Origin of the sequence: Dongia sp. (genome assembly GCF_041918875.1) — a bacterium.
GTDB lineage: Bacteria > Pseudomonadota > Alphaproteobacteria > Dongiales > Dongiaceae > Dongia.
The window spans coordinates 22559-37302 of sequence record NZ_JAYRUV010000016.1; the positions used below are offsets into that span (position 1 = coordinate 22559).

General features: G+C 64.3%; 9 protein-coding genes. 5 read left to right on the forward strand and 4 right to left on the reverse strand.

Annotated elements, in window-relative coordinates; genetic code table 11:
* Window positions 1-4: 4 nt before the first annotated feature.
* The 4 genes from ACE3TY_RS16520 to ACE3TY_RS16535 form a co-directional block, all read right to left on the reverse strand.
* A complete protein-coding gene (locus ACE3TY_RS16520; protein ID WP_374654943.1) occupies window positions 5-553 on the reverse strand; it encodes a response regulator in 549 nt (182 codons plus the stop codon).
* Entirely contained in the window at window positions 550-3156 is a 2607-nt protein-coding gene (locus ACE3TY_RS16525) for a PAS domain S-box protein (RefSeq protein WP_374654945.1), read from the reverse strand. Before ACE3TY_RS16525 ends, ACE3TY_RS16520 begins: the two co-directional genes overlap by 4 nt.
* 7 nt (window positions 3157-3163) lie before the next feature.
* Window positions 3164-4438: a histidine kinase dimerization/phospho-acceptor domain-containing protein gene (locus ACE3TY_RS16530; protein WP_374654947.1), complete on the reverse strand. Its 1275-nt coding sequence runs from the start codon at window positions 4436-4438 to the stop codon at window positions 3164-3166.
* 147 nt (window positions 4439-4585) lie between these two features.
* Entirely contained in the window at window positions 4586-5599 is a 1014-nt protein-coding gene (locus ACE3TY_RS16535) for an NAD(P)/FAD-dependent oxidoreductase (RefSeq protein ID WP_374654949.1), read from the reverse strand.
* A 126-nt stretch (window positions 5600-5725) separates the two neighbouring features.
* On the opposite strand from ACE3TY_RS16535, the gene tsaE reads away from it, so the two are divergent.
* The 5 genes from tsaE to addA are packed head-to-tail and all read left to right on the forward strand — an operon-like array spanning window position 5726 to window position 14667.
* The gene (gene tsaE, locus ACE3TY_RS16540; protein ID WP_374654951.1) at window positions 5726-6235 is read left to right on the forward strand and encodes a tRNA (adenosine(37)-N6)-threonylcarbamoyltransferase complex ATPase subunit type 1 TsaE; all 510 of its coding nucleotides are present in this window, start codon (window positions 5726-5728) and stop codon (window positions 6233-6235) included.
* A 6-nt stretch (window positions 6236-6241) separates the two neighbouring features.
* Window positions 6242-7264 carry an aminoglycoside phosphotransferase family protein gene (locus ACE3TY_RS16545; protein WP_374654953.1) on the forward strand — a complete coding sequence of 341 codons (1023 nt, stop codon included), beginning with the start codon at window positions 6242-6244 and terminating at the stop codon, window positions 7262-7264.
* A 35-nt stretch (window positions 7265-7299) separates the two neighbouring features.
* Window positions 7300-8016 (forward strand): nucleotidyltransferase family protein, encoded by a 717-nt coding sequence (locus ACE3TY_RS16550; protein ID WP_374654955.1) that lies wholly within the window; start codon window positions 7300-7302, stop codon window positions 8014-8016.
* A gap of 31 nt (window positions 8017-8047) precedes the next feature.
* Window positions 8048-11110: a double-strand break repair protein AddB gene (addB, locus tag ACE3TY_RS16555; protein ID WP_374654957.1), complete on the forward strand. Its 3063-nt coding sequence runs from the start codon at window positions 8048-8050 to the stop codon at window positions 11108-11110.
* Window positions 11107-14667, forward strand: a complete 3561-nt coding sequence (addA, locus tag ACE3TY_RS16560) for a double-strand break repair helicase AddA (protein ID WP_374654959.1) — start codon at window positions 11107-11109, stop codon at window positions 14665-14667. Before addB ends, addA begins: the two co-directional genes overlap by 4 nt.
* The last annotated feature ends 77 nt before the right edge of the window (window positions 14668-14744 follow it).

A 14744-nucleotide genomic window follows, 5' to 3' on the forward strand; every position in this document is an offset into this window, starting at 1 on the left:
GAGGTCATTCCTCGAGGGTTGCTCCGCCGAGCGTCTTTTCCAGCGCGGCAATGAGACTCTGACGAGTCACCGTCGACTTCGTCAGGTAGCCGCCGATATCGTAGCGCGCCCGTACCAGTTTCTCCGGCGCCTGGCCTGGCTGTCCGGTATGGAGAAGAACCGGCACGGACCTTGTCGCTTCGTTCGAACGCATCTCGTCGAGCAGGATCAGGCCGGCGTCGGCCGTCTCCATGACGACATCGAGCAGGACCAGATCGACCGGATGCGCATGGCGCTCGAGCATCGCCCTGGCTTCGGCCGCCGACATGCAATGACTGAGTGCCAAAGCCCGACCATGAATACGCACGGCCATCAACGCCAGTTCGATGGCGCGATGCACCTCGCTATCGTCATCGACGATCAGCAGCGTCCATGGTTGCGCCGACTTCAGCGCCTCGTCCTCGCTTTCATCTTCCAGGAAATCCAGCAGGTCGTCGTCGGCCGGGGGTTTGAGCCGCAATAGAATCCATTGCGCTTGCTCGTCGTTCTGCGGTGTGGGAAGAGGCGGGGTCATGACGCAGCCCTGGTGTGGCAGGCTGCGGGCGTCTTCAGCGGCATGGTGATTGAAAAGGTCGTGCCGCGGTCCAGCTCGCTGGCAACCGTGATCGAGCCGGCCAGGATGTCGACGACGATATTGTGCACGATATGCAAGCCGAGGCCGCTGCCGCCCTGGCCCAGACGGGAGGTAAAGAAGGGATCGAAGATCCGGCCGAGCACGCCAGCTTCCATACCTGCTCCATTGTCGGCGACGTCCAGCCGCAAGGTGCGAGCGTCCAGCGCACTGGCCTTGATGTCGATCCGATGCGGCGCCGTGGAGTCGGCGCGCTCCTTGCCGAACGCATGGATGAGAGCATTGTTGATCAGGTTGGTGAGAACCTGCCCGAGCGGTCCCGGATAGGAATCGAGCGCGAGGTCCGGATCTATCGACATCTCAGTCACCACTCCGGCCCGCTTCAGGCTGGGATGCATCGTCGTTAGAATTTCGTCGACCACTTCGGTCAGTTGGAACTGGCGGCGCTGCGAACTTGTCTGGTCGACCGCCACCTGCTTGAAACTCTGAATCAGACTGGCGACGCGCTCGATATTGCGGTTGGCGATATCGACTCCCAACTTGACCTGTCGCACAAAACCATCCAGCCCGGAACGAGTCAGCTTGGTCTCGAGCAGTCCCTCGAATTCCTTAACCGCGCCGGAAAGGGTCGAGGTTGCCAGGCTGGCATTTCCTACCGGCGTGCTGATCTCGTGAGCGACGCCTGCCACGAGGCTGCCGAGAGAGGCGAGCTTTTCTGCCCGCATCAGTCCTTCGATGGCGCTTTGCAACTCCCTGGTCCGTTCCTCCACCAGGTGCTCCAGCTCGTCGTTGAGGCGCCGCTGCGATTCCTCCGCCTGTCGCCTCGCGGTGATGTCTTCGACGATGGTCCATTTGAAATCCCGGCCATCCGGGCCGGAGACCAGAACCGTCGCCGTCGAAACGGGCACAAGGCTCCCATCCTTGCGGTAATAGGATTTCTCGTAGGCTGGGATTATGCCTGTTTCGCGCAGCCGCTGCAGGCGATGCGGTTCGTCGGTCAGATATTCCTTGGGCATTAGATCGTAACAAGTCATCCGCAGAAGTTCATCGCGGTCGTAGCCGACAATGCCAAGGAACGCCTCGTTCGCTTCGATATAGTGGCCATCCATATCCTGCAGATTGATGCCGAGGGGGCTGAGGGCGAATAGCGAGCGCAGCTTTTCCTCGCTGGCACGCAGCTGTTCTTCGCCGCGCAGTTGCTCGGTGATGTCATGCACGACGGTGAGAAGCGCGCGGACGCCGTTATACTCGAAGGTGCGGCCCCAGAGGACGCAATGACGGATTTCCCTGCCGCGCCGCAAGATTCGGATCGGCATCGACTTGACTTCGCCTGTTTCGCGCACTTGCGCCAGCATGGCGTCGCGCTCATTCAGATCTGCCCATAGAGAGAGATCGACCGTCGTTCGTCCGACAGCCTCGGCGCGCTTACGCCCGGTAATCTGTTCGAAACCCGGGTTGGCGTCCAGGATACTGCCGTCCTTCAGGGCCGTAATCAGGATGGCATCGGGCGATTGCAGCAGGACGCGCGACAGCATCTCCTCGGATTGACGCAGGCGTGACGAAACGGCATTCCTTTCCGTCACGTCGGAGGCGATGCCGAGAAAACCCGTAATCGCGCCGTTCCGGTCGCGGATAGCCGTGATCGAGAGGACGACCGTGGCGCGCGTTCCATCGCGACGAATGAAGGTCCATTCATCCTCGTTGCGTTCTCCGGCAAGCGTCTTGGCGGTGAAAACGCCGAACCCAGGCTCGACGGTGCGCTTCAGCTCGTTCGAGAATTGGATGGCCCGATCGGCGATTTCGACGGGGTCGTGGAAGATCGCGGGTGTTGCTTTGTGTACCAGCTCGGCCGAACGATAGCCCAGCATTTGCTCGGCAGCTCGATTGAAGAAGGTGATCGTGCCGTCGGTATCCGTCGCGATGACGGCATAGGCGGCGTTCTCCAGAATTGCGGCCTGCAGGGCTGCGGTGCTGGCGGATTTCTGTTCCAAGAGCGTCTTCTGCCGGTTGACCGCGGCAAGGGCGAGATAGCTGCAGAGTCCGCGGGCAAGCGCCATGTCGGCAGGCTGCCAGGGCTGAGCGGTCTTCTCGGTGCGTTCAAATCTGAGAAGGCCGATATCTGCGCCGGATGCCCGGATGACATGTTCAAGCAGCGAAGTGATGCCGAACTGACGGAGATATCCGTCATCCATGGCGATCAGCCGCTCATCGGCCAGTGCATTGTTGCTGACGATTTGAGTTGCCTGCTGCAATTCCGCGAGTTCTTTCACCATATGCTCGGCGGGAATGTCGACCTGCGGGCAGGGCTGACCGGAGCGGAGGTCGAATCGGGCGACACTTTGCAGCATCGTTCGCTCGGCATTGAGCAGCCATACCGTTATGAAGCGAGCATCCACCAGGCCGCGGCAACGGCGGGAGACCAGCTCGGCGACGCCGTCGAAGTCGCCTTGCTGCACCATCGGCAGGCGCGCCAGCTCGGCTAGAAAGGCGACAGTGTCGGGCGGGACCGCTTCATGCTGATCGGCCGAATGGATAGCGGTACCCACGCGGCACCTAAACTGCCTGCTCGGGCAGCAGCAATCTTACCTGAGTGCCGCCCCCGGCCCGATCGAGGATGGCAATGCGGCCGCCCATCATGTTCATCAGGTGGCGACAGATGGTGAGACCCAGGCCCAGGCCGCTGGCATCCTTGGTGAGTACCTCCTGGCCGATCGAGAAGGGCTCGTCGAGATTGTTCTTGACGGATTTCGGAACGCCCGGACCGTGATCGTCGACAAAAATGCCGATCGTGCCGCCTTCGATCCGCCAGCTCACTTCAATCGTCTCGCCGCGCGGCGAATAGCGGAGTGCGTTCGAGATGATATGTCCAAGGACCTTGCTGAGCGAGGAGCGGTCGATCGAGGAGACGTGGTTTCTATCTCCCGGCACGATGGAAATCGTGAGGCCAAGGCGCGTGGCCTCGCCGTGGAAGAGTTCTTCCTGATAGTCGATCAATTCCTGAATGTTGACCGGTTCGACGAGCAGCTGGCGCTTCCTTGCATCCAGCTGGCTGAAATCCAGGATATCGTCGACCAGCGACGTCAGGCGTCTACCGGCTTCGAGTATGTCCTCAAGATAGCCGGGCGGGATCGGGCGCTGGTCCTTGATCGCGCGCAGGGATAGTTCACTGAAACCGACGATGGCGTTGAGCGGTGTGCGCAATTCATGGCTGACATTGTTGAGAAAACGCGATTTCGCCCGGGCGGCGCTCAGCGCCGCTTCGCGTTGCTCGAGATAGTCGATGTTAAGCACCTCCAGATCGCGCGTGATCTGCTCCAGGCGGTGATTGGTTTCCAACAATTGCTGCAGGCGATCGAAGGCGCGCAATGCCGTTGTCACGGAGGTAAACAGCCGGATCCGCGATAGCTCCGACTTGGTGCGGTAATCGTCGATATCGTAGTCGCGGATCACGTCATGTTCCGGGGCGTAACCCGGATGACCGGTCCGCAGGATGATGCGCGGCGCGGAAAGGCAGAGCTTGTCGCGAATGGTGCGTGCCAGGCGCAGGCCGGCATCCTCGGTTTCCATCACGACGTCCAGCAGGATGACGGCGATGTCGTTCGGCTTGGCGAGGAGGGCTTCCGCCTCCGCGGCGGAATATGCATGGAGGAAATGCAAGGGACGATCGAGAACCGTCTCGTTGGCAAGCGCAAATTCAGTCGTCAGGTGGACATCCGGATCGTCATCGACGATCAGTATCTGCCAGGAAGCGGGGCGCGGCTGCGCCGCACCGATTTTGTCCCCGGTTGCGGCCGTCAGATCCGTCCTGGCTGATGTCGCCCTATTCAAGATCGCCAACCCGTTCATTCAGTGCAGCTTTTGGCACCAGAACGGCGTGCCTAGCGCCCCCGACAGGCAACCTTGGCAAAAGAGTGTTAAGGCAAAATAAACATGATCTGCTTCCGGCTCGCATGAGAATGTCGGCCTATCGGCATCTCAGCTGCCAGGCACGCCTTTCGACGTCGAATATTCGAAATGCAAGGCTTCGTTGGGATGCAGCAGCGGATGCACCGCATGTGCGGCCATTGCCGCTTCCGAAAAGCCACAGAGGATCAGCTTGAGCTTCCCAGGGTAAGTCGCGATATCGCCGATGGCGAAGATGCCGGGGGCGCTGGTGGCGCAGTTTCGCGGATTGACCGTGATGTGGCTGCGCTCCAGGTTGAGACCCCAGCTGGCGATCGGCCCCAGATCCATCGCCAGGCCGAAGAAGGGCAGTAGCGTATCGGCTTCCAGGCGGCGGATTTCGCCCTCCATCGTGGCGACATTCACCGCGCTGAGCTGGCCTGCGGCACCTTCAAGGCTATGCAGCTGATAGGGCACGACCAGCTCGACCTTGCCGGTCCTGGCCAGTGCCTCCATGCGCGCGACCGATTCCGGCGCGCCGCGGAATTTCGGCCGGCGATGGATGACGTAGATCTTCTCGGCGATGTCGGCCAGCGAGATGGTCCAATCCAGCGCGGAATCGCCACCACCGGCGATGACGATGCGCTTGCCGCGGAAATCCTCGCGGCGTTTCACCAGATAAAAGACGCTCCTGCCTTCATAGTCGGCGAGGTGATCGAGCGGTGGGCGGTTGGGGCCGAAGGCGCCGCAGCCGGCGGCGACGATCACGGCCTTGGTGTCGATCTTCGTGCCGGTATTGGTTTCCACCAGCCAGCGGTCGCCCGTCTGCGTCAGCTTCTCGACCTGTTGGCCAAGGTGATAGGTGGGATGGAACGGGGCTGCCTGTTCCTCCAGCTTCTGGATGAGTGCCGCGGCGTCGATCGATGGATAGCCGGGAATGTCGTAGATCGGCTTTTCCGGATACATGGCGACGCATTGCCCGCCCGTGCTTTCCAGTGTGTCGATGACATGACAGCGCATTTTCAGCATGCCGCATTCGAAGACGGCGAAGAGACCCACCGGCCCCGCCCCGACGATGACAATATCGGTCTGCTGAACTGCACGCATCGCAACCTCCCCAATGATCTGGCCCAACGATCTGGCGACACCCTTTAGCACATTGTAATAAATGGGCAAATCCGGCGGTATGAGGGGCATTGCGGCAAGGTCGCCGGACGGCTACAAACCGACGCCATGAAGCCAGTCGCGCCTGAAAAACTGTTGGAAATAGACCTTGCCGACGCGGCCATGACCGCCCGTGCGGGCGGGATACTGGCGTCGATCGTGCGACCCGGCGATATCCTGGCCCTGTGGGGCGACCTGGGGGCGGGCAAAACGACATTGGCCAGAGGCTTCATCGGCGCCCTGGTACCGGCGGAAGAGGCCGTACCCAGCCCGACCTTTACCCTGGTGCAGACTTATCCGGCGGAAATCGGGGGCGAAGCGGTCGAGATCTGGCATTTCGACCTCTACCGGCTGAAGACGGCGGAAGAGGCCTATGAGGTGGGAATCGAGGAGGCCTTTGCCGCCGGTATCTCGCTCATCGAATGGCCGGAGCGGCTGGGCTCGCTCTTGCCACGCAAGCGTCTCGACGTGACTCTGTCGCCGGGCGGGCATGCCGATTCGCGGCGGCTCTGCCTGGCCGGCAGCGGGGATTGGCCGGCGCGGCTGGCGGGGTTCAAGGCGGCTTTGTTGGGGGAGTAGCGGATCATGAATGCACCGACCATGACGGCGGAGGCGCGACGCCTGCGCCGCGACAAATTCCTGGCCGAAGCGGGCTGGGGTAAGGCGGACCTGCGCCTGTTGGCCGGCGATGCGTCGTTCCGCCATTACGACCGCCTCACGCTGGACGGCAAGACGGCGGTGCTGATGGACGCTCCACCGCCGATGGAGAATATACGTCCCTTCGTCCGCATCGGCCGGCTGCTGAAGGGGCTGGGGTTCAGCGCACCGCAGATATTCGCCGAGGATGCCGAGGCCGGCTTCCTGCTGCTGGAGGATCTGGGCGACCAGACCTACACGCGCGAGCTTGACGCCGGAGGCGACCCGGAAGCGCTCTACGCATTGGCGACCGATACGCTCATCGCCCTGCATCGGGCAATGCCGGCGGCGGAACTGGCGAGCCTGCCGGTCTTCGACGACGCCCGCGCCTTGCGCGAAGTGCAATTGCTGCTCGACTGGTATTGGCCGGCCCATTTCGGCGCGCCGGCGCCCGACGATGCGCGGGCTGAATTCGTTGCCGCCTGGCAGCAGGTTCTGCCAAAGCGCGAAGCGGCGCCCAAATCGATCGCGTTGTTCGACTTCCATGTCGACAATCTCCTGGCGCTTAAGGGTCGCGCCGGCATCGAAGCCTGCGGGCTGCTCGATTTCCAGGATGCGGTGCTGGCGCCGGTGACCTTCGACCTTGTTTCGCTGCTGGAGGATGTGCGGCGCAATGTGCCCTGGGATCTGATGTCGCGCATGATCGACCGTTACCTCGCGGCCAATCCGGCGACGGACCGCGACGCCTACATGGCGGCCTATGCGATCATCGGCGGCCAGCGCAATACGCGCATCGCCGGTACCTTCGCGCGGCTTCTCCAGCGCGACGGCAAGCCCTGGTATCAGCGCTTCATGCCCCGCGTCTGGGAGCTCATCGCGCACGACATCGAACATCCCGCGATGGCGCCGGTTGCCGCCTGGTATGCACGATATCTGCCGCCGCAAGAGCGGACGGCGCTGGCGACCAACTGAGAGGATTCGAGATTTTGCCCACAGATTTCGTCAAAGTGCCGCGGACCGCAATGGTGATGGCGGCCGGTTTCGGTACCAGGCTGCGGCCCTTCACCGATACCGTCCCCAAGGCCCTGGTGCCGGTGCTCGGTGTGCCGATGCTCGATGTCGTGCTCAACCGGCTGGTCGCCGTCGGTGTCGAACGCGCGGTGATCAACCTGCATCATCTGGGCGAAAAGATTCGCGCGCATCTCAAGGACCGGCGCGATATCGAAATCCTCTATTCCGAGGAAACTGAGATTCTCGAGACCGGCGGCGGCATCGTCCAGGCTCTGCCGCTTCTGGGCGACGAACCCTTCTATGCGGTCAATGCCAAGATCATCTGGCTCAACGGCAAGACCGATGCGCTGCTGCGCCTGGCGCAGAATTGGGACGATGCGCGCATGGACGCGCTGCTGCTGCTGCAGCCGACGGTTTCCGCCGTGGGCTATGAAGGCAAGGGCGATTTCACGATGGACCAGGAGGGGCGGGTACGCCGGCGCCTCGGTTGGCAGGTGGCGCCCTTCCTTTATGCCGGCGTGCAGATCTGCCATCCGCGCCTGTTCCGCGACCCGCCTGAGGGTGCCTTTTCGACCAATGTCGTCTGGGACCGGGCGATCGAGGAAGATCGCCTATTCGGCCTGCGCCATGACGGCGAATGGTATCATGTCTCGACCCCTCAGCACCTCAAGGATGTCGAACGGCATTTGAGCTTCCACGGCATCAAATTCTAAGCCAAGCTGCCTCTCCGCCAGAGGTGAGGCCATGAGTCTGTTCGCGCGCGATTCGCATGTCTGCTGCATCCCGACGGGCGTCAGCTTCGTCGATGCCCTGGCATTCGGCCTGATGCGCGAAACGCAAGAAGATCCGCTGCGCCTCAGCGCCATCACCGTCCTGTTGCCCAACCGCCGCGCCTGTCGCGCCGTGCAGGAGGCGTTCCTGCGCATGGGCGCCAGCGGCGGCCGCGCCTTGATGCTGCCCCGCCTGATGCCGCTTGGCGATCTCGACGACAGCGAACTGGGGCTGCAGGGTATCGCACTCGATCTGTCGCTGGGTGAAGACCTCGCTGATCCGCTGCCGGCAGCCGTGCCGAACATGCGCCGCCATCTGCTGCTGGCTTTGTTGGTGCAGAAGGCGGCAGCGATGACTCTGCCCGGCGGTGGCGATATGAACTTCGACCAGGCGGCACGCCTTGCGGCCGAACTCGCCCGCCTCCTCGACCAGGTCGAGACGGAGCAGCTCGACTTTGCCGGTATCCGCAATCTGGCACCGGAGGAACTGGCCGAACATTGGCAGCTTACCTTGCATTTCCTCGACATCCTGCAGCAGAACTGGCCCGAAATCCTGAAAGGCGAAGGTGCCGTCGACGCAGCGAAGCGCCGCAACCTGCTGTTGGCGCGGCAGAGCCGGTTGTGGCGCGAGCGGCCGCCGCGGCATCCCGTTATCGCCGCGGGCTCCACCGGTTCGATTCCGGCCAGCGCCGATCTCATCGCGACCATCGCCGGGCTGCCGCAGGGCCTCGTTGTCCTGCCGGGCCTCGACGCGAATTTAGATGAGAAACAGTGGGCGGAGATATCCGGCGATCCCGCGCACCCGCAATTCGGGCTGGCGCATCTGCTCTCGCGGCTGGAGACGCCGCCGGCCGCCGTCTGGACCTGGCCGCATGCGCTGCCCAACGGACCCCAACGGCCGGCACCGCCGTCGCGCGCGCGCATCGTCAGTGCTGCCTTGCTGCCGGCCGATGCGACGACGGAGTGGCCGGCACTTGCCCAAAGACTGCGCGAACCGGCAGGTATCGCCGATCTGGCGTGGGAGAACGTGCAACGCATCGATTGCCGCACGGAACAGGAAGAGGCCGGCATCGTCGCGCTGATGCTGCGCGAAGCGGTGGCGCAGCCGGCACCTTACCGCGCGGCACTGGTGACGCCCGACCGTGGTCTCGCGCGCCGCGTGGCGGCGGAGCTGCGACGCTGGGGGATCGTCATCGACGATTCTGCCGGCACGCCCTTGCCGATGACGGGTGCAGGTCTCTTTTTCCGCCTTCTCGCCGAGGCGCTGGCCGAAGATCTGGCGCCGGTGCCGCTGCTGGCCCTGCTCAAGCATCCGCTCGCCGCCGCCGGCATGGCGCAGGTGGATTTCCAGCACATGGTACGCCTGCTGGAACGCAAGGTACTGCGTGGGCCCCGGCCCGGCCCGGGTCTCGCTGGGCTCGAGGCGGCATTTGCCGCCGCCGATCTGTTCGAAGGCCCGAACCGCGGCGCCTTGCGGCAGCTCCTCGACCGGTTGCGGGCATGGCTGGCCCTTGCCGGCGACTGGGCTAAGGCACAGGCGTTGGCCGACCGCGTCGCTGCCCATGTGCGCTTGGCGGAAGCCCTGGCGGCACGGCCGGAGGCCGATGGCGGCCCGTTCCTATGGCAGGGCGAAGATGGCGAAGCGCTGGCCGGCTTCGCCGCCGATCTGTTGCAGGCTTCCGCCGGCACGGTGGAGCTTGATCCCCGCACCTATGCCGCCCTGGTGGCCGAATTGATGAGCGGCATCGACGTGCGCCCGCGCTTCGGCCTGCATCCGCGCCTCTTCATCTGGGGGCCGCTTGAAGCCCGCTTGCAGCAGGTCGACCTCATGATCCTCGGCGGCCTCAACGAGGGTATCTGGCCGGGCGACGTTGCCATCGACCCGTGGCTCAGCCGACCGATGCGCCACAGATTCGGCCTGCCCGCGCTGGAGCGCAAGGTCGGCCTCGCCGCGCACGATTTCCAGCAGGCCCTGGGCGCACCGCGGGTAGTGATGACGCGGGCGCAGCGCGTCGGTGGCAAGCCCAGTGTGCCGTCGCGCTGGCTGCTGCGCCTCGATGCCTTCCTGCGCGCGCTCGGCATCGTCGAGCCCATCGAAGGACCCAGCCAGTATCGCGGTTGGCAGGCGCGCATCGACCGGCCTCAGCTGATTGCCGCACTCGGCCGTCCGGCGCCGCGCCCCGGTGCCAGATACCGGCCCGATGAATTGCCTGTCACCGATATCGAAAAATGGATGCGCGATCCTTACGTGCTCTACGCGCGGCGCATCCTGAAGCTGAAGCGGCTCGATCCGCTGGATCAGGATGCGGGTGCCGCCGATCTCGGCAATCTCTTCCACGGCATTCTCGATCGCTTTCTGAAGGACATGCCGCTGCCGCTGCCGCCGGATGCCGAAGCGCGGCTGCTGGCGGTGGGCGAGCGGGAATTCACCCAGCATATGGCACGGCCCGCGGTCTGGGCCTTCTGGTGGCCGCGCTTCCGGCAGATGGCCGCCTGGTTCGTTGCCGAAATGCGGGCGCGCGAACAGCATCTGGCAAGGATCGTCACGGAAAGCACGGGCCGCCTGACGATCGGAAATGTGACGCCACCCTTCACCCTGACGGCCAAGGCGGACCGCCTGGATATCCTGCGTGATGGGCGCCTCACCATCATCGACTACAAGACCGGCAAGCCGCCGAGCGCGCAGGATGTTGCCCTCGGCTTCTCACCGCAATTGCCGCTGGAAGCTGCCATCGCAGCCCATGGCGGCTTCGACCGCGCACCCTTGGCGCCTGTGGCGGCGCTGGAGTTCTGGCATCTCAAGGGCGGGCGCGGCGGCGCTGCCGTCATTCCGGTTAAGGGTCCGGATGGCAAGGCGCCGGTCGATCCGATGGCGCTGGCGGCCGAGGCGTTCGACGGCCTCAGGGATCTGGTGGCGCATTTCAGCAAGGACGAAACACCCTATCTTGCCGAACCGCGCGGCGATTTCGGCCTCTCCTACAACGACTATGCCCATCTCGCACGCTACGCTGAATGGTCAAGCGAGGGGGAGGCATGAAGCGCGCTTCGCCTCCCACGCCGACCGAGCTTGCCACGAACGATCAGCGCCGCGCGGCGGATCCCGAACTGTCGGTCTGGGTCTCCGCCTCGGCCGGATCCGGCAAGACCAAGGTCTTGCGCGACCGCGTGCTGCGCCTGTTGCTGGAAGGTGCGCGGCCGGAACGCATCATGTGCCTCACCTTCACCAAGGCGGGCGCTGCGGAAATGTCGAACCGCGTCGCCACCACGCTTGCCGAATGGGCCTCGATCCCGGAAGCCGATCTGCAGAAGCAGTTGAAGGAACTGCTGGGTGGCGTGGCGCTGACATCCTACAAGTCCAAGGCGCGGGGCCTCTTTGCCAAAGTGCTCGATGCGCCGGGCGGGATGCGGATCGAAACCATCCATGCCTTCTGCCAATCCCTGCTGCGGCGCTTTCCGCTCGAGGCGGGGATCGCGCCGCATTTCCGGCTGATCGAGGAACGCGATGCGGCTGCCATGCTGGCGGAAGCCCGCGAAGACATGCTGACCGCAGCGCGCAAAGGCGGCGAAGCCGATCTCGGTGCGGCGCTGGCGCATCTGGCCGATCGCGCTGGCGAATTCACCAGCGACCGCGTGCTGGGCGAGCTTCTCGCCGCCCGCGGCCCCCTGCTGGCTTTGCAGCAAAGGATGGGCAGTATCGCCGGCTATCGCCTGGCGCTGGCGCGCCTGTTGCGCATCGATCCGGCTGCCACACGCCACAGCATTCTCGATGAGGCGGCGCAGGAGATTGCTTTCGACGGGACGCAGCTGCGTGCCTCGATCGCGGCGCTGGAGGCTGGCGGAAAGACCGACATCGACCGAGCGGAAAGATTGGCGGCCTGGCTATCGGCATCCGTTCCAGACCGTATAGCGATATTCGATGCATATATGGGCGCCTATCTCACGAAAGAAGGTGAGCTGCGCAAATCCATGGCGACCAAGAACGCTCTTGCCGCCATGCCGGCTGTCGACGACGTGCTGCGCGTCGAGGGGCGACGCCTTCTTGCCGTGGTGGAACGCCTGAACGCCGCCGAAATCCTTGCCGATTCCACCGCGCTGCTGACGCTGGGCCTCGATCTGATGCAGCGGTTCGGCCGCTTGAAGTCGCTCACCGCGGCGCTCGATTTCGATGATCTCATCCTGGCCACGCGCGATCTGCTGGCGCGGCCCGGCATCGCGCCCTGGGTGCTTTACAAGCTCGATGGCGGAATCGATCATATCCTGATCGACGAAGGCCAGGATACCAGCCCGGCGCAATGGGATATCTTGAAATCCATTGCTGCCGAACTGATCTCCGGGAAGGGCAGGGAACCGCGCGCCGAGGATAAGAAGGGCAGCGAGAAGCCGCGTTCGATCTTCGCGGTCGGTGATTTCAAGCAATCGATCTTCAGTTTTCAGGGCGCCGAGCCGCGCGCGTTCCTGGACGCACGCGATCATTTCGCGGCCCAGCTCGACCGGTCGCTGAGCCGTGGCGATACGCGCACCCCGTTCGAGAATATCGACCTCAACGTTTCCTTCCGGTCCAGCCCGGCTGTCCTGTCGCTGGTCGACCGCGTCTTCGCCGGCCCGGCAAGCAGAGGTGTCATCGAGCCGGGTGCCAGCGCCATCCGCCATTTGGCGGCGCGCGGCGGTGCTGCCGGCCTGGTCGAAGCCTGGCCGCTGTCCATACCGCTGACGGCGGCACTGCCCCTGCCCTGGTCGCCGCCGGCGATCGATACCGCGCCGACCGACCCGATAACGCGCCTGGCCGATGCCATTGCGGCGCGCATTGCCGAGATGATCGCCGCCGGCGAGATGCTGCCGGCACGAGGACGCCCTGTGCGCGCCGGCGATTTCCTGGTGCTGGTGCGCGCGCGCAATGCGTTCGTGCCGGCGCTGGTAAAGGCGCTGAAGGCGCGCGCGATCGAGGTTTCCGGCATCGACCGGTTGAAGCTGCTCTCGGAACTGGCGGTGCAGGATGTCCTCTCCTTCCTCGACTTCCTTTTGCTGCCGGAGGACGATCTCAATCTCGCGGCCCTGTTGAAGAGCCCGCTCATCGGCCTCGGCGAGACCGACCTCTTCGATCTCTGCATTGCGCGTGGGGCGCGGAGCCTTTGGGAAGAACTGTGCCGTGCCGCCGCCGGGCGCGATGTGTTCGCCGAGGCGGTCGAGACCCTGACCTTCTATCTCGACCGCGCGCAGCATTTGACACCCTACGAGTTGGTCGCCGACCTGCTCGCCGCCGGTGGCGGCCGCAAGCGCCTCCATGCCCGCCTTGGCCTGCAGGTAAGCGAGGCGCTTGACGAACTGCTGAACCTTGCTCTCGCTTTCGAAGCCAACAACGCACCCTCGCTGCAAGGCTTCCGCCATTGGCTGGACGTGTCGGAGGCGGAGGTGAAGCGGGAGTTGAGCGACGAGGGCGGCGGCCAGGTCCGCATCATGACCGTGCACGGCTCCAAGGGATTGCAGGCGCCGATCGTGTTCCTGGCGGAACAGCGGCGCCAGCGTCCCAACCGGCCTGGCCTGTTCTGGCTGGAGTCGGAGATCGATCTGCCCGTCTGGGTGGCGCGCAATGCGCTCGACGTGCCGGCGACCGCCGCTGCGCGTGCCGCTGTCGCCGCGCGCGCGCAGGAGGAGGAGAACCGTCTGCTCTACGTGGCGCTGACGCGGGCCGAGGACCGGCTCTATGTCTGCGGCTGGCGCGGCGAGCGCAATCATGCGCAGCAGAGCTGGCACGATCATGTCGCCGACGCGCTGACCGGACTTTTTTCGGAAGGTGCCGCGGGGCAGAGGCACGGGGCCGGCGATTGGCGCAAGGAGGATGGCTGGGACGGCGATTGGCTGCAGCTGACGACCGAGCAGACGGACGCTGCCGAGAAGAAAGCGGTGAAGGCAGGTCCCGGTATCGACCTCGACATCCCTTTCCGCGATTGGGCGCTGATGCCGGCTTCGGCGGAACCCGATCCACCGCGCCCGCTCATTCCATCCCGCCCCAGCTCGGAAGCGACATCGGGGGCTGGCCAGGTCAATCTGCTCTCGCCAGTCGGGCGCGATCAGGGCTTTCGCTTTCAGCGCGGCCTGGTCATTCACAAGCTCTTCCAGCTGCTGCCAGATCTCCCGCCGGAGGAACGCCGCCACGCGGCGCGGCAATGGCTGGGCAATATCAACCGGCCCAGCGGTATGAATGCCACCGGCGCGATGCTCGACGAACTGGCGGCCGAGGTAATGGCCGTACTCGAGGATGGGCGATTCGCCCATATCTTCGCGCCTGGTTCGCGGGCCGAGGTGCCGATCGTGGCCGAAATCGTCGGGACGGACGGCCGCAGCCAGATCGTCAGTGGCCAGATCGACCGGCTGGCGGTGACGGCGACGACGTGCCACATCGTCGATTTCAAGAGCAATCGGCCGCCAGCCATGCAGCCGGAACATGTCTCGGTGCAGTACCTTCGGCAGCTGGCTCTCTACCGCGCTGCGGTGGCGAAGATTTATCCAAATCATACAATCTCTTGCTACCTTCTTTGGAGCGTGGAACCGCGCTTGATGGAGATTCCCGAATCGCTCCTGGCGAGTTATGCATAGGAAGCAAGCCCGCCTGTCGCGGCGCCCGCTCACCTTGACGCTGCTCATCCCCCTCCATAGATTCATCCACATACGAC